Below are 20275 nucleotides of genomic sequence, written 5' to 3'. Positions count from 1 at the left end.
ATGGCTCTGACCTCCGGATTCTCGGCGGCTCCCTGCTCGAAGGCCACCGTGACCGTCCCGTCACCGCCCTCGGTGACGGTGAAGTTCTTCATCGTCCCCGTTTGGTGGCCGACGTCGGCCACTGGGTCGTACTGCGTCAGGACCTGCTGGCCCTCGACGGAGACGTTGAACTGGCGGTCACCGGGTTCGCTCGCTCCGTCGAACGAGTTTCCGAGGTAGAGTCGCACTTCGATCTCCTCGCCGGAATCGACGGGGAACTCCCACGTGGAGTTGCCGTAGCGCTCGTAGTCCCACACCCCGTCAGGGGTGCTCGACGGGACGTTCTCGGTCGTCGAGGCGATCGTGCCCCCGCCGTAGTTGCCAGCGGACGACTCCCCGACCGACGCGAGGTACTGCGAACTCGTGTTCGCGACGCCGGTCCAGTCGGGACCGTCGTCTGTCGCGGAGAGCCTCTCGCTCTCGCCCGCGTTCACGCGGTGGAGCGTCTGGAGTTCAGCGGAGGCCGGTTCATCGACGAGAAGTTGGAACGATTCGGTCGTCGTGGCCGTACCGTCGTCGGCCGTCACGTCGACCGTGTACGTCCCCGCGTCGCCGGACTCGGGAGCGATCGCTACCGCGTCCCCGTCGAGAGTCACGAAGTCGGGACCGCTCACCGACAGCGTCAGCGAGTCGCCGTCCGGGTCCTCGGCGTTGACCGGAACGGTCGTCGAGTTGCCCTCGGTGACTGTCTGGTTCGCGATCGCGTCGATGGTCGGTGCGGTGTTCGAGTCACCGCTATCGCCGCCGTCGACCGGTTCGACCTCGATGGCCGACACCTTCGCGTTGTCCTCGACGGTGCTGAAGGCGACGTTCAGTTCGCCGTCGGTGACCTCGGTGGTGAACGTCTCTTGGGTCGCCGCGTGCGCGCCGCCGGCTTCGGCGTAGATGTCGTAGCTGTCGAGGACCTGCTGTCCCTCGATCGAGGCGTTGAACAGACGGTCGCCGTCGCCGCCGTCGTTCGCCACGCCCTGGTAGAGTTCGGCGAAGTGGAGCGTGACCTCGTACTCGCCGTCTTCGAGGGGCACGTCGTAGCCGAAGTCGCCGTACCGCTCGGTGTAGTACAGTTCGTCGTCGTCGGTGTTCGAGATCTCGGGGTCCGAGGGCGTCCCGGCCTCCCCAGTGGTGAACGTCGTGCCGCCGTCGAAGTTGGCGTCGGCCTGGAACTCCGTACCGTCGCTGGCGGTGTGGGTGTCGCCGCCGGCGTTCACGGCGAAGCTGGTCGCGCCGCCGTCACCGCCGTCGCCGGCGCTCTCGTCGTACTGCAGGACGACCACGTTCGAGTCGAGACCGGTGTCGGAACCGGGCTCGCCGTGGGTCGCCACGAAGTGGTTGTAGCCGCCGACGTCGGTCGTGTTGAGCAGCGTGACGGGCACCTCGGCCTCGCCGTTCGAGTCGAGCGCGACCGTCTGGTAGTCGACGTTCTCGATCTTGTTGGCCTCGTAGGCCTCGATGTCGTAGCCGGGCGTCCCGTCGTACTCGGGGACGTTGCTCAGTTCGAGTTCGCCCTCGAAGTGCAGCAGCGTGACCGTCTCGCCGGGTTCGCCTGTGACGGTCACGGTCTGGTCGGCCTCGCTCACGGTGGCCGCGCTGTGGTGGTCGCGGAGCGCGCCGTCGTCGAGGTCGACATCCTGCACGTCGACGCTCGGTGCCGGTGCGACCGACTCGTCGAGCGTCGCCTGCGCACCGCCGGCGCTGCCGTCGCCGAACAGCTGCGTCTCCTGGACGCTTCCGTCGGCGTACTCGGCGCTCACCGTCGAGCGGGCGAGTTCGAGACCGGAGACCGGTCCGGCCTCCTGCGAGCTGATGGTCGCGTTCTTGATGCTCGTCGGGTCGTTGTCCGCCGAGAACGACACCGACTCGCCGGGTTCGAAGTCGGTGAACTCGATTGTCAGCACGTCGTAGCCGTCGGAGCCGTTCGCGCCGTTGTGCGGCTGGCTGAACACGTCGCCGTCGGCGGTGCTGACGACGCCGACGCCGTCACCGGACTCCGAGTCGATCACGAGGCCCTTGGCCGCCTGGTCGCCGGCGGTCCCGTCGGGGTCCCACACCATGTCGGGCATCGCGCCCGAAGACAGATCGACGGTGACCGACGAGATCTGCTGGTCGCCGGTGTTCTCGACCGTGAACGAGCCGCTGCCGTAGGTCGACGCCTCGGTGCCGCTGTCCGGCGTGACGCTCACCGACGCCGCGCCGGGTTGCGCCGTCGTCTCGCTGACGGTGACGGTCTCGGTCGCGCTGTCGGTGGCGCCGTCGTCGTCGGTGACGGTGAGCGTGACGTCGTAGTCGCCCGCGGCGTCGAAGGTGTTCGTCACCTGCTCGCCGGTGGCGTCGACCGCACCGTCGCCGTCGAAGTCCCACTCGTAGCTCGCGATAGAGCCGTCCGCGTCGCCGGACCCGGACGCGTCGAAGCTCACCTGCTGGCCCGCCTCGGGAGAGTCGGGACTGGCGGTGAACGACGCCGTCGGCTGTTCGTTGCCGTCGCCGACGATGGCGTCCGTCGACCAGTAGTTGATGAGTTGCTGGATCTGGCTGTCGCTGATGGTCTCGCCGCCGGTGTCGGGCACTTCGCTGCCGGTCGCCCAGTAGTTGATCGCCTGCTGGATCTCCGAATCCTCGATCAGCGAGTCGTTCTCGCCGCCCATCGCGACCGCTTGCGCGACCGTCAGGTCACCGTCTGACGAGTCGTCGGACGGCTGTACCGTGACGTTCACCGCGTCGGTGTCGCTGGTCTGTCCGTCGGAGACGCTCACCTCGAAGGTGAGCGTCGTTGCCGAGTCGACCTCGGGCGCGGTGAACGTCGTCGTCTCACCGTCGCTCTGGCTCAGGCCGGCGTCCGGACCCGCCGTCTGGGTCCACGTGTAGCCGAGCTGGTCGCCGTCCGGGTCGCTGGATCCGGACGCGTCGAGCGTGACCGAGTCGCCTTCTTCGACCGTCTGATCGGCGCCCGCATCAGCCGTCGGCGGCTGGTTTTCGGGCGCGTCCACGTAATCGACCGAGATGTCCGTCCACGTCGCCGAGAACGGACTGTCCGCACCGTTGGACGTCGAGATAACGCCGACCGCGGGCGCGACGCCGTCCGAGGTGTCGAGCCAGCTCGCCGGCATCGCGACGGTTCCGACCTCGGTGGTCGCACCGTCGACCTCGTACTCGGCGGTCACGGCGACCTCGTCGACGCCGTTGTTCGGCGCCGGGTCGGTCGTCGGGTCGACCGTCATCCGAAGCGTCGTGGTTCCGCCCGCGACCGCACTCTCGTCGGTCATCTGGCCGTCGAACGAGTCGTCGACCTCCTTCGCGAACTCGACGCCGCCGTCGCCGCCGTTGGCCGCGGCGACCAGTTTGACGTAGTTGGACTGCGTACCGTCCCCGATCTGGAGCCCGGCGGACTGGAAGTCCTCCGGGTTCTCCGGGAAGGAGGCGACCGTCGTCTCGACGGTGAACGGCTCGTCCGGCGTGTTGACGCCGAACTGGAAGCCGTACTGCTGGTCGTTCGGAGTCTGGTAGGCGTCGCCCTGCGGCACCTCCTCAACCGTGAGGACCTCCGCCGCGCCGCCAACCGTCATCTTCGTCGGATCGTAGAGGTCCTGGTAGTCGTCCTGCCCGTTCGTCATCACGCCCGTCCAGCCCTGGCCGTTCTCGCCGAACAGGCTCAGCTCGGAGAGGTCGTGCTGGACCGGGACGGTCGTGTCGACGCCGTTGTTCGGGTCGACCGCGAACGGGTCCTCGGTGTCGTTGAGGCCGTCGTTGTCGTCGTCGGGGTCGTTGAGGTTAGAGGTGCCGTCGCCGTCGAAGTCGGCGGGCGTCGAACTCGACGAGCACGGGTTGGTTCCCGCGTCGATCTCGTCGGCGTTGTCGTAGCCGTCACCGTCCTCGTCGAGGCTCGGGTCGTCGGCGCCGGTACACTGCTCGCCGTCCCCGCCGTCACCGTCGTCGTCACCGAAGTCGTTCGGCTCGAAGACGGTGACGTCGTTGCCGCCGTGGTTGGCGGTCCAGACGGTTCCGGCGAACGCCTCGTCGTCGTCCTGCGCGGTGATGCCGAGCGGACCGCCGGTGTTGAAGATCGTCTCGACGTTCGTGGCCGTCTCGCCGTCATCGCTCAGTTCGACGCGCTCGATGTCGCCGCCGAGTTCGACCTGGAGGATGTCGCCCTCCATCGCGCCGCCGAAGTTCGAGGCGGTGTACTCCTCGGTGCCGCCCGTCGGGCCGAAGAGGACGGGATCTCCATCCCCGTCGACCATCGAGTTAGCGCTTCCCGCGGGCGCCCCCGGGTCGGGCGAGCCGCTCGTCGGCGGAATGTAGTCGGCCTCGACCGGGTTCACCATGCTCGACGGAACCGGTGAGTTCGATTCGGTGATGTCGAACTCCACGTTCCCGTCCGCGTCGTAGATGTCCGCCTGCGTGGGGTTCGCGCGAATCGGCGCCGCGTGCCCGCCGTACTCGCCCTCGTCAGCAGCGATGAGCTGGTCGCTCGTCGAGAAGCTCCCCTCCTCGTTCGGGTGGTTCGTCACCGACGCCGCGTCGGCGGTGGTATCCCCGTTCGCGTCGGCCGGCTGACCGCCCCAGCCGCCGTTCGGACCGTGATCGCTGACGTAGAGCTGACCGCTCTCCGCGAGGACCAGATCGTAGGGGTTCCGGTAGCCGGGCGAGTAAATCTGCACCGGGCCGCCCTCGATCAGCTTCGCCTGGTTGATTCCGTCGTTCCCGCCGAAGGGCAGGTCGCCGCCCTGGACCGTCGGGATCGAGTAGACGTAATCGAGGTCCGGATACGCACTGTTCTCGCTCTCGAGACTCTTCGGCTGGTGGTTGTTCTCGATCTGTGCCAGGTCGATCTCGAGGACCGCCGCCGACAGCGCGTACTCGGGCGTGTGCCCGAAGTTGTCGCCCGGGGCGCCCTTGTTGGTGTGGCCGCCCTGCGCGACGTACAGCGTGTCGCCGTCGGGGGTCAGATCGAGGCCGTTCGTCGCGTGGTTCTCCTCGGAGCGCGGCAGCCCGAGGACCAACACGTCGTGGCCGACCTCGCTCGCTTCAAGCGTTCCGTCGCTTCCCGCGTCGATCGTCAGCCGCGAGATCGCCCCCGAGTTGGTGTCGGTGGAGTCGTCGTCCTGTCCGACGCTGATCTCGGGGTCGCTGGAAGCGACGTAAACCACGGGCTGGTCGGCGGTGCCGCCGACGGTCAGCCCGGTGATCTGGCGATTGGCATCGGACTCGATGTTGCCGAAGTCGTCGTGGTTCGGGATGTCTGTGATCGCGTCGATCTCGACCTCGTTGACGACCTCGTAGCTGTCCTCACCGGTGCGCTCGACGTCGAGCGCGTACACCATTCCGCCCTGCGACGAGACGTAGACGCGACCGTCCGGGCCGAAGTCGATGGCCGTCGGGTTCCCGGCGCTGAAGCCCTCGAGCGTGGACTTGCTGAAGCCGGGATCGACCGAGCTCGTCCCCTCGCCGGAGAGATCGACCGAGAGCGGTGCGTTACTTCCCGAGTGATTGATTTCGAGCGTCGCTGACGCGGCCTGAGCGTCGTCCGGCGCGAACGTCACCGGGACAGCCGCGGACTCCCCGGGGGCGAGCGTCGTTTGGGACGCCTCGCCCACGGAGAAGGCGCTATCGCCGGAGACGGAGACGTCGTCGACGGTGATGTCCGCGTCTCCGTCGCCGCCGAGGTTCGTCACCGTGACCGACTCCGTCTCGGAGTCGCCGACGACCACGCTGCCGAAGTCGACACCGGACGGCGACGCGCCGAGCGTGTCGGATTGCGGCTCGGCCTCGACGATCTCGATAGCGGAGACCTTCGCGTTATCGACCTCGTTCGTGAAGTCGACGTCGAGCGTGTCGTCCGAGGGCGTCACGGTGAACGACTGCATCGTTCCGACGTCGTGGCCGACGTCGGCGTGGATGTCGTAGTCGTTCAGAACCGTCTCGCCCTCGATGGCGGCGTCGAAGACGCGCTCGTTCGACGACGTCTGGTAGATCTCGGCGAAGTACAGCCGAACCTCGTACTGCTGACCGGACGTGACGTCGAAGTCCCACTGCTGGCCGTCGTAGCGTTCCGTCTCGAACACCTCCGAGGGCGTACTCGACGGAACCGTCCCGTCGAGGGTGATCGAATCGCCCGTGCTATACGTGTCCGAACTCCCACTCACGGAGACGCCGGTCGTAGAGCCCGGCGGCGTCCAGTCGAGGGCGCCGTCGACCGCCCCGACCGTCGATCCGCCTGCGTTCACTCGATACTGTACGTCTCCGCCCGTCTGCGCCTGCGCAGTGCCGGCTCCAACCGCTATCGATCCCACGCCCATAGACGTGATCATCAACAGCGAGAACAGCAGTGCGAAGGCCCGCTTCGATCGTGTCGGTGGCATATTGGTTGTCCGTTGGCCGGCGTGTTCGGATCGCGTCCTACTACTCGGCCGACAATCGGTCAGTAATGTAATATATGAATAGTAACAATCCGTATAACCGCAATGTGAGATATTGCTGATACACCAAGAGCACACCCTTCAGCCGATATTTGCCGGGTTCAGGGGTTTCCTAACTCGTTTGAATCGATCAGCAACAGCGCGCAAATAAATGTCTGTAATCGTACAATTAATCGAGTTCGATATAAACACAAGCTCCCGAACGCGACAACAGCGGGCCCGACGCGTGCCGGTTTTGAGCGGTTTGAGACCGTTCGGAACGCGGCGTACGTCCGGTTCGTATCGGTTCACTTGACCACGCCGCGTGCGACGGGCGTTGCGTGGCACTGAGTGGGGTAACTGCCGATCGAGGCTACGCGACGACTACCGACAGTGGAACGTGAACAGAAAGCTGAAAGCCGGAGGAGGGCTTTCAACCAGAGGTTTAACATCCCACATATAAACAGGGATAGTATGGCTGCGAAGACCGCCGTCGACACCCTCCGCGAGAAGCTCCAGGCCGGCGACCGGGGCGGCAGTCCCGCCGATCGCGAGCTCTTGCTCGCGTTCAGTGACGAGTTGAAGCTCCGCCGTGAGGACTACGGCTGGCATCGACACGAGAAGCTGCTCCGACACAACACCCGTGCGAGTGAGCACGCCGGCGTCGAGCTCGTCGAGTCGATCCTCTCCGAGCGCGATGACGACGACTTCGACGCCGCCAAAGACGCTGCGAAGGAGGTCGTCCGCTGGATCCACGACACCTACGACATCGCCGAAGGGAGCCAGGAGACCAACCGAGACTACCGCGTCGCCTTCCGGATGCTCGCCAAACATACTACCCGCGGCGAGGAGATCCCCGACACGCACGACTGGATCTCCACGCAGACGACGCGTGACTACCAGCCCGAGCCCGACGAGGCCGACATGCTCGAGTGGGACGCGCACGTCCGCCCGATGATCGATGCCTGCCACAACGACCGCGACAGGGCGCTCATCGCGCTCCAGTTCGAGGGCGGCTTCCGCGGCGGCGAGCTGCACGACCTCACGCTCGACCAGATCAGCGACTCCGAGCACTCCGTCAAGGTCCGCGTCGACGGGAAGCGTGGTGAACACGACGTCCACCTCATCCGGTCGATCCCGTGGGTCTCGCGGTGGCAGTCCGAGCACCCCGGCGGCGGTGACGACTACGTGTGGAGTCGACTCAACAAGCCGGAGCGCGTCAGCTACCAACTCTTCTTGAAGATCTTCCGCAAGGCCGCTGGTCGAGCCGACGTCGACCTGCCGGTGACGCCGACCAACTTTCGGAAGTCGAACGCCTACTGGCTCTCTCAACAGGACAAGTCCCAGGCGTTCATCGAGGACCGCCAGGGTCGCGCCCGCGGGTCGCCCGTCATCTCCCGCTACGTCGCGAAGTTCTCCGGGGAGACGCAGGAAGCGAAGTTCGCGGCCATGCACGGGATCGACGTCGACCTCGACGAAGACGACGAGGTCCGCGCCCCGGTCGTCTGTCACCGGTGTGACCGAGAGACGCCCGCCGAAAACGACCTCTGTATGTGGTGCGGGACGGCGCTCGACGCCGAGACGGCGAAGCGCGTCGACGAGCTCGAAGACGAGATGGTCGAGGACGCAGTCGACGCCGCTCGCAGCGACCTGGACGTCGAGGCCGAGGATGTCATCGCTGCTCGCGACCGACTCCGTGACGATCCCATTCTCAGCCAGCTGCTGTTGGACTGACATCGTCACCGAATCCCCGCCTTTTCGAGCGCGTTCTGGAAGCGGTCGGCGCACTGTGCGTCGGAGTCGGCGAGTCGCTTGAACAGCTCGACTGCCTCTTTGTCTTCGCGAAGCTTCTCTGCCGGGTCGTCGAACGTGTCGTCTGCAGTTGTTGAGCTCATCAGTTGACTTCCTCCAGATTTTCGGAGTCGATTCGGGAGCAGTAGCTCGTCCCGTACTGTGCGTCGACGGCGGCCGCGACGGCGACGCCGTGGATGTTGGTCAGGTGCTCGCTGTCGAGCCCGTAACACGTCGTGAGCGTCTGTTTGCGGCGGAACACGACGAGGTCTGACCGGGCGTCGTACCGCGCCTCGTCGTGGCGGGGAACAGGAGCTTCCTCGGGAATCTCCACGGAGAGCCCGCGTTGCCAGGCCGTCGCGACGGCAGCACCGCCAGTCGCGCGGATGCGGAACTGGTCGGTCGCGTGCTTGGCGGTGTACCGTGTCTGCTGAGCGCTCATGGACCCACCTCGAGGACGATGAACGCGATGAGCACGACGGCGAGGCCGGCCGTCAGCCACTGCGTCAGGAACTCGGCGGTCCAGCTCACGGCGCCACCTCGCTCGGGCCACACCCGTCGACGAGGATTGCGTGGATCACGAGCAGCGTCGATCGGGGCCACCCCTCGCTCGTGCCGAGTGTCTCGTTGGTGTCGAGGATGCGTTCGAGGACGCGACTCACACCGGTTATGGTCAGCTCGTCGATCGGGTCGTCGACGTACGCGGGCTGTTCGTCGCTCAGGTACGACTCCAGATTGTCACCGGCGGCTGTCGCGACGGCCTTGAGGACGGTGCGCATCCACGACGCCCGGATGTCGACTCGTTCGGTTTCATCGGTGTGGTGACAGCGGTAGCCGTCCGTCACATCGAGCGCTGCCGAGATCTCGCGGACGAGCTCGGGCTTGCGAAGCGTTCGGCCAGTCTGTCGGCCGGTGGCCTCACCGGCGACGCGAGTGAACACCCACTTTGTCGGGCGCGTGTCGCGCCATTTCCCTAGCTCGACATCGTCGAGAAACCCGTCGGGCGTCCGACCGTCGAGGCGAGCACCGAGTGTCTTTCCGATCTCTTGAGCGCGAGCCCCGACATCCGTCCCGTTCTCGATCGAGCGCGAGGAAACGACTAGCTGGTCGGTAACGCACTCGTCGACGAACGCCTCGATGGCCTCCATGGCCGTCTCGGAGCCGCCGTACCCGTCGCCGGTGTAGCCGTCGTTCTGCCCGACGCCGTTGTTATCGAGCACTTCCTCGGCGGTGGTCCCGCCGTCTGTGGCGTAGTCGCCGAGCCCGCGGTTCTCCTCTGCACGACGCTCGGTCTCCTCGAGCGCGTCGAGCTGCTCTTGCCAGAGCTCGTAGGACTCGCTTGTGTGGTCGTGCTTGTACGCGATGACCTTGAGCACCTGTTCGACGCGGTCACCGAGATCGACTTCTGCCACCTCAGGAACGACGTGGATCGCGTCCCACGGATTATCGTGGTCAGATTCGATGATACGTGCCGGCGAAATCTCGTACGCCGCCCGGTCGTTGGTGTACGTCTCTCCGTCGTCGGAGTGGATGTACTCGTTCGGGTTCGGCTCACAGATCGTGACGGGCTCGTTGCACGCCGGACAGAGGATCCCGACCACGTCGAACTCGCTCGTCGACGCCTCGTTCGCACGGTCTTTTGCCCGCTCTGCCTTCTCACGATCAGTCGGCACCGGCATCACGCCTCACCTCGCAGCGCGCGGAGCTGATCAACGCGGTCGAGTCCGTCCTCGAAGATGGCTTCGACGTCGTCCAGGTCGGCGCCGGTCGCGACGGCCTGTTCGAGCGCGCGGTCAACGTGCTCGCGGACGTCCTCGCTCATGCTTCACCTCGCGACTGGTACTTCCGCCACGTGTCGTCGCCTTCGGGCTTGACGTCAGCCTGCTCTTGCTGGCCTCGGAGCTGTGCGAACGCCACCGCTTCGACGCGACCGACGGCGCCGACCGACTCAACTCGCCAGCCCTTCGCGCGGGAGTAGCGCTTCTGGCTCTTGACCGGCGGGTCTTCGATCCGCACCCCATCGGCGCCGACGACGAGGTCACACTCTTCGTGATCGGCGCCATCGCCGGCCATCTTCTGTGAGAGCCGGATGCGTCGCGTCCGCCAGGTGTCCCCATCAGGCGTCTCCCACACAGTCGGCTCTTCAGTGTCGATGACGGCGAACGCGTTAGCATACCCTCGGCGGTCGGCCATTGTTACACGGAGCTTCTCACCGAGCGTCGCTTCCAGGACGACTTCGCGGGAGTCGACGAGTGGTTCGGGCTCGACGTCGTCGACGGCCGCGAGGATGTCTGCGGCGCGCCCGGCGCCGACGTACGGCACATCTTCGAGGTCTTTTTGGTCGGCGATCAGCAGGTCCGCGATCGTCTCGAAACCGTTGTCGTCGAGCCGGTCGGCGATCGCCGCCGAGATCTCGCCGGTGTCGGCGAGCTCGTGGACGTGGTCGGTCGCAGTGACTTCAGACATCACTACCACCACTCCTCATCTTCGAGGTGCTTCGTGTACGTGTACACGCCCTCGATGACGTGCGGCGGGTACACTTCGAGCTGATACTGGCTCTTGTAGATCGCCTTCACGAGACCGCCCGGGAGGATCTCGACCCGGTCGGCGGAGTGCGGATCACGCTCGTCGGTGAAGTGAATCTCTCCTCCGTTCGGGAGCACGCGACCGTCACTCATCACTACCTCCGTCAGTCACGGCGACTTCGGCACGGTCCTGCTCGTCCTCGGTCAGCTCTGTCTGCTCGGTTGTCTCCTCCTCGTCATGCTCGATTTCGAGGAACGGCAGGACCTCCTCGCGAACCCACTTCGCGAACACCTCTTCGAGGAGGCCATCGCGATAGTTCGCGACGTAGCCGCTCTCGTAGATCACACCGCGCATCGCGATGTCGTCCCAGAAGTACTCGAAGCCGAGGCCGATCGTCCCGTTCGAGGCCGAAGCGAGGTCGGCGGCATCGTGGTACTCGATGCTCGTCTTCTCTTTGCCGCCGCCGTAGTCGCGCGAGTGCGAGACGTTCCAGGCGTCGGCCGTCTCCTGGTCGCGGATGTGTTCTGCGAACGCGTCGACGTCGATTCGCGTCTGCATCACGTTCACGCCGGTCTGGGCAGCCACGCGCTTGACGAACCACTCGCCAGCGGAGGCCGAGGAGATGCCGATGAATCCCGGATCGGTGGAGACGTCGACGTAGAAGTCGATGGCTCGCGGGACGAGCACCTTCGCCCGGCCCGTCGAGATCTCCGTGTCGTCGACCGCGACGTCTTCGCGTCGCTCTTCGATGAGGTCCGCGGCCGTCCCGTAGTAGATGGTGTGCCCGTCGAGGTAGTGAGCACCCTCGGCGTCGACGGCCGGGTAGTCGCCGTCGAGTTGGGACGAGACCTCCGGGTCGCGCGCCTCCTCGTGCGTGAGGAACAGAGTCGCGTCGTGCATCAGGCGCCACCTCCATCGGCCGCCAGCAGCTCGCCGTTCGCGACCGACTCCCGAGCGTCCTCGTCGCCGTCGATCGCTTTGGCGAGCGTTGGGTGGAGTGAGCTCTTCGCGACGATGACCGTCGACACGAGCTCGCGGTTTGGCAGGTCGCGGAATGCGGCCCCAAGTGCGTAGGAGTCGCCGTTCGGGAACGCGTAGTGTGCGAACGCGACTGACGGATCTGCTTCGAAGCGCTTCTCGCCATCGTGGGGGCCACGCACGCTCAGGTTGCCGACCAGCTGGCCGATCAGCGCGATCGGCTCATCGTCGTCGGCGACGAGCTCGGCTTCGATCTCGTCGAAGATGACGTCGACGCGATCGTGCATCTCCTCGCGAGTGAGGAAACTGGTCGGCATCACTTCTCACCGCCGTAGCGCTGCTGGGCCGGTTGGTCGAGCGCCGCAAACCCCGACCGCTCGGCGAGCGCGCCGTCGAGTCGGTGAAGCGCACCGAGCGCTTGGATCGCGTGCTCGCGCTCGGTCTCGTTGAGGTCGGCGAGCCGAAGTTCGTGAAGCCCGGGCGTGTCCTCGTCTGCCCCCTGCAGGGCGTTCCGGACGAGCGAGTGCGCGTCGTCGACCGACATCACTCCTCACCTCCGAGCAGTGCGGTCGTCACGTCGAGCACGTTGTACAGTGGCCGTGCCGGTTCGGCGACGCGGAACGTGTGGCCCTCGCCGTCGTCGACGCGGTCGAGGATTCCGGCGTCGACCAGCTCGGGGAGATGCGACTGGTACAGCGAGATGTACACGCGCTTGCGCTCGCTGCCCGTGTAGCCCGTTCCGTACTCGTACGTGGCGATGTACCGAACGGCCTCGACGAGGTCGAACTCCTCGCCCGCGTCCTCGATCGCGAAGCGAAGCGTCAGCCGTCGGCGCTCGTTCGCGAGCAGCGACAGCGCCGTGTCGATGTCGAGGTCGATGGTGCTGCGCGGGAGCGACTCGTCGGTCGACGTCGAGGAGACGATCGAGCCGAGGCGGTCGAAGACCGACATCACCGCGCCTCCGTGAGATCGGCGAGGTACTTTGCCGAGATCCACGCGCCAGCGCTGGCGCTGGAGGTAATTACGAGGTCGCCTCCGAATTGGTACTGTCGCTGTTCGTCGTCGGTGCTGCTGCCGTCATTGGAGGCATTACTAAGGCCCCCGTGGTCTGATCCGTTCATGGGTCTCTGTCAAATCCCCTCGTGAGAGGGGCGCCTTGGGACCCGGCCCGTCGGTGTTGTCGCACCGGCGGGGTTTTCCCGCGAAGGCCAGGTCAACTAGGCGTTAGTCTGCCTGTTACAAATAGCTTGCTGTGCTACTCACAGAATTAGTGATGTGTTTATGGACTATTTTATAGGGATACATCTCATAGAGATGAACACCGATATTCCTATGAGTTCCACAGTCGAAGCGAGCGTCGTGCCACGAGGACGTGCCGATTGGATGCGGCCTGTCGATGAGGCCATCCTTGAGCACCTGCGCTCCGAGGGCAACCTCACACCTGACGCATTCGAGAAGCTCGACGTTGCTGTCGCGAACTACGCGAGCAATCGCCTCACGAAGCTTCGGAGCTACGGGCTCGTTGAGCCTGCAGTCCCTGGTGTGCGAGGCCTCTACCGGATCACGTCCAATGGCGAAGCGTTCCTCGACGAGGAGCTCGACGCCGCCGAGCTCGACCCGGTCGAGTAGGCTCACTGGACACGCACCTCTTCGACGTCGATTTCGCGGCCTGTTTGCTGATCGATGAGCACGTCGTAGCGTCGCGTCCCGGGCACGCGCCAGTGCGGACAGCTCCGACACGCGATCGCGCCGTCGCGCAACACCCAGTCGGTGTGCCCGCGCGGACAGGCGTACCGCCACTTCTCGCCCGGCACGGACGGATCGATCTCGACGGGCATCTAGACCACCCGCAACCCGGGCGCCGCCTTCTTGATCACCGGGCCCAACCAGCGCGGCACCGAGCGCGCGGGCGCGTCATCGAGCTGCCCGTACTCGTCGAACGTGAGCGTCCACACTTCGGTGTCGAACTCGACGTCGACGACCGTCCGGTCATCCGTGGTGCAGATCGTGACGTCGACGTCCGTCGGGAGTGCGACCGGCTCAAAGCCGAGTCCCGTGATGTCGACCGTTCGCCGGGTTGCCGTCTCGTGAGTGTGCATCGCGACTCGACGTGCGCGGGCAATTACCTAAAAAGGGGGTCGCACTTCCGGGGTGGGGCTACGAGTCCCGTTCGAGGACGAGGTAATCAGTCATGAGATATTCGATGTAGTAGGTGCGGTAGTCAGATCGGATCTGTTCAAATGTGATGAACGCACCCGCAAGAATAAAGAGCGCTCCAAAGGCGATGAGGGCCGGACGAAGCTCGTAGTTCCCGAGGTAGCTAACGTACGGTGCCCACGACGATTCAGTGAAGCCTGTGACCAGCGCGATCGCGTACGTCAGGTAGATGAATGAGAGGATCCCAGACGCGATCATCATTCCGCGACAGAAGTCAAGTACTGCCTGAAACGTGCGGGAACGCCCGCGAGCATCCATGTGTATGTAGCTCCGGACGTGGTCATACAGCGTATCGATCTCGGTTGAGTCTTTTATCGGATCGAGCTGTGTCCGATCCGTACTGAGAAAATCAAGGTCAAACTTCTGTCGAGCGGTTGTGTAGAAGCGATCGACGACATCTTCGCTCATCGCACTTGTGTTGGCAATTTCTTGGCGAAACACCTCGCGGTGGCTAGTCGCGCTCTCGTGAGACTCAACCTGGATGCCGAGAGCGTGGATACCGCGGCCGAAGACAAACCCAAGCAAAAGAACAACGACCAACGCCGCGGTCGAAAGGGATCCAGTATCTGCGGGCAGCAGCGGAACCAACCCGACAGTAAACGTTGATCCAGGGATAAGAACACTCACGAGATCGTAGAGATCAAACTGTCTCGTGCCTTCTTCGATCATCGTCTATCCTCACCTGTCACGCCAACATATATCTTTACGTAACATTTAACCAGTCCGGTGCTGACGTAGCAAACATCAGCCACTAGTGTAATGTAGCAACAGGCCGTATTACCACCTAGAATCCACCAATTCCAATGTCCACAAGTAATGAGCAGCACGGCACGCTACCGGATGTAAGCCTCGGTGATGCGGCGTCGTTCATCCATTATTTACTGGTTCGACTATTCCAGCTTTCCACGGTTGGCCTGTTGCTCGTGCTGTTCTCAGAGACAGCCCGAAATTACGGGGATGGACTCCTGGTGACTGCCCTCGGGGTTGCGCTACTGCTAGCAATCGTAGATTCTTTGCGATAGAGAGCGCCTCGCTACGTTGTTGCGGCCGTTACGGTTTCTGTGATCGATCGATTGCTTTTGAGCGACGGAGTGACTGCTGAGTACACCCACCGGTGGTCAACCTGGTACCGCTCAATGAGATCGTACTCCAGGAGCTTGTCGAGCTTGTTCCGGCGATCGCGACGACCGATCGGCATCCACTGGCGGTTCGCGTACACGTGCTCTTCGACCTCCTCATACCGCGCGTGGAGCTGCCGGCCAGTCAGCTCACCAGCCTCTCGAATCAACTCGTAGAGCACCAGGTGGTGAAACGGGAGCGACGAGAGGTTCGCCTCACGGATGCGCGAGCGAGCGCGCTCATAGGCGTCGTCGACGTCGCCATCCCGAATGCGACTGTGATCGCGCTCGTCTGCGAGCTCGGCGGCCGCCCGAAGCGTCTGGATGCCATCGCGAGCAACGCCGGCGACGTCGTCCGCGATCGTCTCCAACTGCCGGCGTGAGACGACGTCATCGCCGAGCCCGACGCGTGCCCGGTCAGCGAGGATGTCCGCGAGCTCGTCGACGCCGTATCGCGACAGCGACACCCGTCCGCCGTGGAGGCGCTGCCGGACGCTCGACTCAGCCCGTGCGAGCCAGTCGTCAGGGTTGTGGACGATAATGATGACCTCGACGCCCGGGACGCTCGCGAGCTTCCCGACGGTGCCCGTCCCGGCGAGATCGTCTCCCTCGTCGAGGAGCAACACGTGCCTGCCGTCGATAGCGTTGCGAAGCCGGCGCGGGAGCTCGGCGTTGGGCGCGTTGTCAGCAACCGTGTCGCCGGCGCCGCGGATCGCCTTCCGGAAGACATCGCCCGTCGTCAGCCCGAGCGTCTGGATCCACGTCCACCCGAGACCGTGTTCGCGAGCGTACTGTGTGAGAACCATCCGCCCGAGAACCGTCTTCCCGACGCCGCTCGGCCCCGTGATGAGGACGCCCTGGCGTTTCTCACGCGCCCGGTGGAGAAGTCGGATCACCTGCTGGATCTGCGACTCTCGATGACGGAGATCCGGCGGGAACGCCTCGTCATCGAAGACCTGCTGACGGACATTCATGTTGCTGACAGCTAACGCAGAATGAGTATAAAAAGCCGAGCCGAACTTCCGGGGTGAAGCTAAAAGTGAGCCGTGAGGTCAGTTCGGAGGGGTTACCGCACGAATCGCTCTTCGAAGTAGCGCGACTTGACCCCGCGCTGCGAGCACTGCCGGTCGTGCGGGAGGTCGTCGATCGTCGTCTGTGTTTCGTCCGGCCCATCGATCCGGACCTGTGCGCCACACGCCGAACACCGGAGGAACTTCGGCTCCGTGATCGCCAGCCCGTCGACGCTCGGCGGACTCCCTGAGGGAACTATCGAAAAGTGCGTCTCCGCGTCAGCGAACGACCGCATCGTCAGAGCTCCTCCAGGACGTCGACCAGCGACACCGCGGTCACGGACTCGCCATTGACGCGGAGCTCGCGCAGTTGCTCGGTGCCGACGTAGCGCATTTCGCCATCGACCGCTTCGCGCTCGACGAGGAGCGCTTGCCAGGGCGCGTTCGGGGTGCGCTGGAAGTCGTGCTCGCGACGGACGCCGTCGGCGCCGACGTACTCGATCGTCGGGAGCTCCTCAGACATCGCGCACCTCGCGATCGCCTTCGAAGGACCACCGCGGATCGTTCGTCAGCGTCTCGACCGTGCTCACCATCTCGGCGCCGAACGCCGGCGTCCGCGGGTGAGAGTTTCCGGTCGTCACCGTAAGCTCGACGTAGTCGTCCTGGACGCGATCGACGATGGCAGAGAAGCGCGGGTGCGGCGCCCACAGCGGGACGTCGTGCGGCGCGGGCACGTCGTCGGGGGCGGCGCGCGCTTCGTCACACCGCCACGTCTGGCCGGCCTCCACGACCTGCGAGCGTTCGAGGAGGCTACTCATCGTCGGCCTCCATCAGGTCGAGGATCGCTTCCACGTCCCGAGAGTCGTAGAAGCTGATCCCGGTTCTGTGGTCTCGCCCGACCCGGATCATCAGCGCGTCGCGGACGTGTTGACACGGCTCCTCGGAGAGACCCATCCCCAGCCCCTCAGCCACGAGCTTCACTTCGTTCGCGAGCAGGGTCTTATGCCCGCATCCCTGACCATATCGCTCTGGGTCCGTCCCAACTCGCCGCGCGATCTCCGCCTTCATGTCGTGGAGCTCTCGAACGGCGTTCATCGACCGGCCTCCTCGTCACCGAACTCGGCCTCGAGGAGATCGCGCGCCTCAGTGGCGACGTCACTCTCCTCAACCGCGGTGATCGTCACGATCGCGGCCACCTCGCCGTCCTCGTCGTAGAGGCTGAGGTCGTAGTCGGTGCGACTACCGAACATCGAGCACCTCCGTCCAACCGTCGGCCGTCACGATACGCGGATCTGCAGAGAGGTGCTGCCCGAGGCCGTCGTCGATCGCCGAGCAGTCGACCCACCCCGGAATCGGTCGCTCGCCACGCGCCATCGCGACGCGGAGTTGGTGCTTACAGCCCTCGTCAGGTGCGCGGTGAAGTGCGTCGGGACAGGTGCACGTCTCCGCGATCGCGTCGACCGTGTAGGTGCCCGTGGGTGTGACGACGAGAAACTCCTCGTCGCGAAGGTCGCTGAACGTCCGCGCGTCGAGCACGCTCATCGATTCCGTGAGCGCCTTCGCAGCACGCTCGTCGAACCGCTGAGACGGCGCCGTGTCGCCGGTATCGGCCTTAGACATCCCCGACACCTCCCTCTGCCCACGCCTGTTCAACGCCGACGACAGCGAGCCGACCTGCAGGGAATGCGTAGTCCTTCAGGTCGGCAAGGTCGTCGAGACCGTCGAGCGACAGGTCGTTGATGTAGTAGCACTCGTACGCAGCGTCGTCGACGTCGACCGGCAGCCACGGGTGTGGTCCGTAGGTGGCGAGGTCGAAGTTCTCCTGCTCGTAGTACTCGCCGAGCGTGTCGGCGACCTTCGCGCGAACAAAGAGTAGCTGACGCGTCACCAGGTCGATCGCGAGGCTGCCCGGGACGGGTTCGGTGCGGACGTCTTCGAGCGCGTTCGCGACGCGCTGCTCGTACGAGATCTCGGCGTCGTCGAAGTCGGCGTCGATCGCGCCCTGCTCAGACATCGGCCGTCACCTCCTGGTCGGCGTCGCCGTCATCACCGTAGAGCACTGCCTCGACGTCGATCCCAGCGTCGCACGCGGCGTCGCCGTGCTCGTTGAGCCACGCCTTCGCCTCGACGAACGCCGCGTCGATGTCCGCTCTGTCGGCATGGTCGTCGAACCACCCGTCGCGGGCGTCCGTGATGAGGGCGGCACACTCGGCGGCCACTCGTGCGTTGACGACGTCGTCGATCTCGTCGTTGAGGTCTTCGGCCGCGCCGAACGCTGCCCGTCGAACCCGGTGCACGAACTGCTGGTCCTCTTCGAGTTGGTAGGCGCGCTCGGTGACGTCGACGAGCTGACGGAGCTGGCTGTCCTCACCGATCGCCTCGTACACGCGATTGTGGAGCAGCGTCGCGTCGAACTGGTCGGCCGCGTTCGACTCGATGCGGTTCATCCGCTTCGACGTCCGCGGGATCGTGTTGCGCATCAGGCGCTCACCTCCTCACTCGAAACGCGCCGGACGGTCACCTGATCACCGCGCGTGAGGGAGTCGCCCTCGCAGGCGACGATCGCGTCGGTCTCTTCGAGGACGATCCCGTCGGCCCACCGCAGCAGCTTGTGCGCGAGCACGCGGCCGACGGCGCCGGACCAGTCGCCCTGAACGCGGACGATGGGCGTCTCGATCTGTTTGGTGATGCGCTCGTCGGTGACGGTTCGGGTACCGACGTCGACGACGTCGACGGGCCGCTGCCGGTCGCCGAAGACGACGCGGTCGCCCACGCGGAGCTCGCGCAGATCGGTGATCGTGTCAGGGCTATCAGTACCGTTTTGGGGGGTCGGATCTGTCGTTGACATGCTGTCGTTAGTGGACAGCACCGGTCGTCGGCGGTGTGACGCCGGCGGCCATCTTCTGACCGCAGACCAGTGCTCCCTACTAGTTAGTATATTTGCTAACCACTTATAGGTTAGCATTTGCGCTAACTATTAGTATATGCGCTAAGTAGTACCTTGTAGAGGTTAGCAAATACTACAATGGACACGCACAGAACACGCGGTATGGCGAAGACTCGCGCGCTTCTCACCGAAACGGAGCGCGAGCAGATCGCAGGCGAGCATGGTGACTCTCGGAAGTACCAAGCAACCTCCAGAGTCCGAGGGCGGATTCAGGAAGAGCTCGAAAGCGACGTGGAGGTCCTCAAAGAACACCACCCAGACCTGCTTGAGGAGCTCCGTGAGGTCGTCTGCGAGGAGACTGATGAACACGACTGAACAGCGCGCACCCGAGCTGCACTGGCCAGGGGGATACCCGCGTACCGCCCCGTCAGAGCGCGAGCCCTACCCGGGCAACCTTTCGGTCACGCGCAAGGAGGCGTTCGTCTCGATCGTCGACGAGCTCGAACGCTGGGGCGCCACGGACGTCCGGATATCCACGGCGTCGACGCACTACAAAGACCGGCCGAACATCCCGCACCAACACGATCGCCCGGACGACATCGGTGTCGCCGTTCGGTTCCGCCGGACGGACCGGCCGGCTGATGAGGGTTACGCGATCGCGTGCGATCGCTGGGAGACGCAACTCGAAAACGCGAGGTCAATCGCGTTATACGCCCGGCGGAAACGCCTCGCCGAGCGCTGTGGGGTGACGACCGCGGACTCGGAGTTCGAGACCGCCCGCTTGCCGCCCGGTGACGAGTCTGGGAGTCCGGACGTGATCGCCGTCGCGCCCGAACCGGATCGTGCTCCGCATGAGGTGCTCGGCGTCGCGAAGGACGCACCCGATCTCGTGATCAAGGGTGCGTTCCGAGAGTTGGTCAAAGAGGGCCACGCCGATCAGGGTGGTAACGAGAAGTACGACGTCGCGGAGTTGAAGCAGGCGCGGGACGCGCTGCTCGACGCGTAACGTTCTCGGCTTTTTCTAGACGGAGTTGTCCACGATCGTCGCGAGCGGCGGCTCTCGGAGCAGTCACTCAGAGCGTATCGTCGATGTCGTCGACTGGTTGCGGTGGTAAGAGGCCGGCGACACCCAACCGTGACCGCATCGGTGCCGAGTCGGTCTACGGAATCTCAATCGTGTGCCTCTGCACGACGTCGCCGGCGTCAGTACATCTGATCCGCGGTATGAATAGCTGTGGGAATCGCGCAACGCGAGCGAGCGACAGTGCTGTCGCTCAGTACGTGGGTGCGATAAAGAAAACCGCAGTGGGTCGGCCC

The 20275-nt window shown here is 64.9% G+C and carries 28 protein-coding genes; 4 read left to right on the top strand and 24 right to left on the bottom strand.

Going from position 1 to position 20275, the window contains the following annotated elements; genetic code table 11:
- Positions 1 to 6395 (bottom strand): malectin domain-containing carbohydrate-binding protein (locus tag C461_RS03260; protein WP_152418304.1); only part of this gene is annotated, 6395 nt, incomplete at its 3' end.
- A 510-nt stretch (positions 6396 to 6905) separates the two neighbouring features.
- Here C461_RS03260 and C461_RS03255 point away from each other — a divergent pair.
- The gene (locus tag C461_RS03255) at positions 6906 to 8165 is read left to right on the top strand and encodes a tyrosine-type recombinase/integrase (protein ID WP_007998633.1); all 1260 of its coding nucleotides are present in this window, start codon (positions 6906 to 6908) and stop codon (positions 8163 to 8165) included.
- A gap of 5 nt (positions 8166 to 8170) precedes the next feature.
- On the opposite strand, the gene C461_RS15640 is transcribed toward C461_RS03255, so the two are convergent.
- The 10 genes from C461_RS15640 to C461_RS03215 form a co-directional block, all read right to left on the bottom strand.
- Positions 8171 to 8326, bottom strand: coding sequence for a hypothetical protein (locus C461_RS15640; protein WP_156062184.1), 156 nt, complete (start codon positions 8324 to 8326; stop codon positions 8171 to 8173).
- Entirely contained in the window at positions 8326 to 8664 is a 339-nt protein-coding gene (locus C461_RS03250) for a hypothetical protein (protein WP_007998631.1), read from the bottom strand. The genes C461_RS15640 and C461_RS03250 overlap by 1 nt, the downstream gene beginning before the upstream one ends.
- Positions 8665 to 8749: 85 nt before the next feature.
- Positions 8750 to 9901, bottom strand: a complete 1152-nt coding sequence (locus C461_RS15975) for a hypothetical protein (protein ID WP_007998628.1) — start codon at positions 9899 to 9901, stop codon at positions 8750 to 8752.
- Positions 9901 to 10044 carry a hypothetical protein gene (locus C461_RS15765; protein ID WP_169316530.1) on the bottom strand — a complete coding sequence of 48 codons (144 nt, stop codon included), beginning with the start codon at positions 10042 to 10044 and terminating at the stop codon, positions 9901 to 9903. Before C461_RS15765 ends, C461_RS15975 begins: the two co-directional genes overlap by 1 nt.
- A complete protein-coding gene (locus tag C461_RS03240) occupies positions 10041 to 10688 on the bottom strand; it encodes a helix-hairpin-helix domain-containing protein (protein ID WP_049906259.1) in 648 nt (215 codons plus the stop codon). The genes C461_RS15765 and C461_RS03240 overlap by 4 nt, the downstream gene beginning before the upstream one ends.
- A 2-nt stretch (positions 10689 to 10690) precedes the next feature.
- Positions 10691 to 10900, bottom strand: a complete 210-nt coding sequence (locus C461_RS03235; protein ID WP_007998624.1) for a hypothetical protein — start codon at positions 10898 to 10900, stop codon at positions 10691 to 10693.
- Entirely contained in the window at positions 10893 to 11648 is a 756-nt protein-coding gene (locus C461_RS03230; protein ID WP_007998623.1) for a hypothetical protein, read from the bottom strand. The genes C461_RS03235 and C461_RS03230 overlap by 8 nt, the downstream gene beginning before the upstream one ends.
- Positions 11648 to 12043, bottom strand: a complete 396-nt coding sequence (locus C461_RS03225) for a hypothetical protein (protein WP_007998621.1) — start codon at positions 12041 to 12043, stop codon at positions 11648 to 11650. The genes C461_RS03230 and C461_RS03225 overlap by 1 nt, the downstream gene beginning before the upstream one ends.
- Positions 12043 to 12270, bottom strand: a complete 228-nt coding sequence (locus C461_RS03220; protein WP_007998618.1) for a hypothetical protein — start codon at positions 12268 to 12270, stop codon at positions 12043 to 12045. Before C461_RS03220 ends, C461_RS03225 begins: the two co-directional genes overlap by 1 nt.
- Positions 12270 to 12677, bottom strand: a complete 408-nt coding sequence (locus tag C461_RS03215) for a DUF7344 domain-containing protein (RefSeq protein ID WP_007998616.1) — start codon at positions 12675 to 12677, stop codon at positions 12270 to 12272. Before C461_RS03215 ends, C461_RS03220 begins: the two co-directional genes overlap by 1 nt.
- Before the next feature lie 432 nt (positions 12678 to 13109).
- On the opposite strand from C461_RS03215, the gene C461_RS03210 reads away from it, so the two are divergent.
- Positions 13110 to 13355, top strand: coding sequence for a hypothetical protein (locus C461_RS03210; RefSeq protein ID WP_007998614.1), 246 nt, complete (start codon positions 13110 to 13112; stop codon positions 13353 to 13355).
- 2 nt (positions 13356 to 13357) lie between these two features.
- Here the strand turns inward: C461_RS03210 and C461_RS03205 are convergent, their stop codons facing one another.
- From C461_RS03205 to C461_RS03150, 13 genes are all read right to left on the bottom strand, one after another.
- Positions 13358 to 13564 (bottom strand): hypothetical protein, encoded by a 207-nt coding sequence (locus C461_RS03205; protein ID WP_007998613.1) that lies wholly within the window; start codon positions 13562 to 13564, stop codon positions 13358 to 13360.
- Positions 13565 to 13825 carry a hypothetical protein gene (locus C461_RS03200; RefSeq protein ID WP_007998609.1) on the bottom strand — a complete coding sequence of 87 codons (261 nt, stop codon included), beginning with the start codon at positions 13823 to 13825 and terminating at the stop codon, positions 13565 to 13567.
- A 58-nt stretch (positions 13826 to 13883) separates the two neighbouring features.
- A complete protein-coding gene (locus C461_RS03195; RefSeq protein ID WP_007998607.1) occupies positions 13884 to 14612 on the bottom strand; it encodes a hypothetical protein in 729 nt (242 codons plus the stop codon).
- Between the two features lie 364 nt (positions 14613 to 14976).
- Complete coding sequence (locus C461_RS03190) at positions 14977 to 16035, bottom strand: Cdc6/Cdc18 family protein (protein WP_007998605.1); 1059 nt, start codon at positions 16033 to 16035, stop codon at positions 14977 to 14979.
- A gap of 92 nt (positions 16036 to 16127) precedes the next feature.
- A complete protein-coding gene (locus C461_RS03185; RefSeq protein WP_007998604.1) occupies positions 16128 to 16367 on the bottom strand; it encodes a hypothetical protein in 240 nt (79 codons plus the stop codon).
- A 2-nt stretch (positions 16368 to 16369) separates the two neighbouring features.
- Positions 16370 to 16594: a hypothetical protein gene (locus C461_RS03180; protein WP_007998602.1), complete on the bottom strand. Its 225-nt coding sequence runs from the start codon at positions 16592 to 16594 to the stop codon at positions 16370 to 16372.
- The gene (locus tag C461_RS03175) at positions 16587 to 16889 is read right to left on the bottom strand and encodes a hypothetical protein (protein ID WP_007998601.1); all 303 of its coding nucleotides are present in this window, start codon (positions 16887 to 16889) and stop codon (positions 16587 to 16589) included. The genes C461_RS03180 and C461_RS03175 overlap by 8 nt, the downstream gene beginning before the upstream one ends.
- Positions 16882 to 17166 (bottom strand): hypothetical protein, encoded by a 285-nt coding sequence (locus tag C461_RS03170; RefSeq protein WP_007998600.1) that lies wholly within the window; start codon positions 17164 to 17166, stop codon positions 16882 to 16884. The genes C461_RS03175 and C461_RS03170 overlap by 8 nt, the downstream gene beginning before the upstream one ends.
- A complete protein-coding gene (locus C461_RS15635; RefSeq protein ID WP_156062182.1) occupies positions 17163 to 17321 on the bottom strand; it encodes a hypothetical protein in 159 nt (52 codons plus the stop codon). The genes C461_RS03170 and C461_RS15635 overlap by 4 nt, the downstream gene beginning before the upstream one ends.
- Complete coding sequence (locus C461_RS03165; protein WP_007998599.1) at positions 17311 to 17691, bottom strand: hypothetical protein; 381 nt, start codon at positions 17689 to 17691, stop codon at positions 17311 to 17313. The genes C461_RS15635 and C461_RS03165 overlap by 11 nt, the downstream gene beginning before the upstream one ends.
- Entirely contained in the window at positions 17684 to 18085 is a 402-nt protein-coding gene (locus tag C461_RS03160) for a hypothetical protein (RefSeq protein ID WP_007998598.1), read from the bottom strand. Before C461_RS03160 ends, C461_RS03165 begins: the two co-directional genes overlap by 8 nt.
- The gene (locus C461_RS03155; protein ID WP_007998597.1) at positions 18078 to 18551 is read right to left on the bottom strand and encodes a hypothetical protein; all 474 of its coding nucleotides are present in this window, start codon (positions 18549 to 18551) and stop codon (positions 18078 to 18080) included. The genes C461_RS03160 and C461_RS03155 overlap by 8 nt, the downstream gene beginning before the upstream one ends.
- Positions 18551 to 18919, bottom strand: a complete 369-nt coding sequence (locus C461_RS03150) for a hypothetical protein (protein WP_080506241.1) — start codon at positions 18917 to 18919, stop codon at positions 18551 to 18553. Before C461_RS03150 ends, C461_RS03155 begins: the two co-directional genes overlap by 1 nt.
- A gap of 201 nt (positions 18920 to 19120) precedes the next feature.
- Here C461_RS03150 and C461_RS03145 point away from each other — a divergent pair, with 201 nt between their 5' ends.
- Together C461_RS03145 and C461_RS03140 are read left to right on the top strand one after the other, a co-directional pair.
- A complete protein-coding gene (locus tag C461_RS03145; RefSeq protein WP_007998592.1) occupies positions 19121 to 19333 on the top strand; it encodes a hypothetical protein in 213 nt (70 codons plus the stop codon).
- Positions 19320 to 19964 carry a hypothetical protein gene (locus C461_RS03140; RefSeq protein WP_007998591.1) on the top strand — a complete coding sequence of 215 codons (645 nt, stop codon included), beginning with the start codon at positions 19320 to 19322 and terminating at the stop codon, positions 19962 to 19964. Before C461_RS03145 ends, C461_RS03140 begins: the two co-directional genes overlap by 14 nt.
- Positions 19965 to 20275 lie beyond the last annotated feature (311 nt).

This window comes from Halorubrum aidingense JCM 13560, assembly GCF_000336995.1.
Lineage (GTDB): Archaea > Halobacteriota > Halobacteria > Halobacteriales > Haloferacaceae > Halorubrum > Halorubrum aidingense.
Note: the sequence above shows the minus strand (reverse complement) of the source record. Positions and strands in the feature narration are given on the sequence as shown.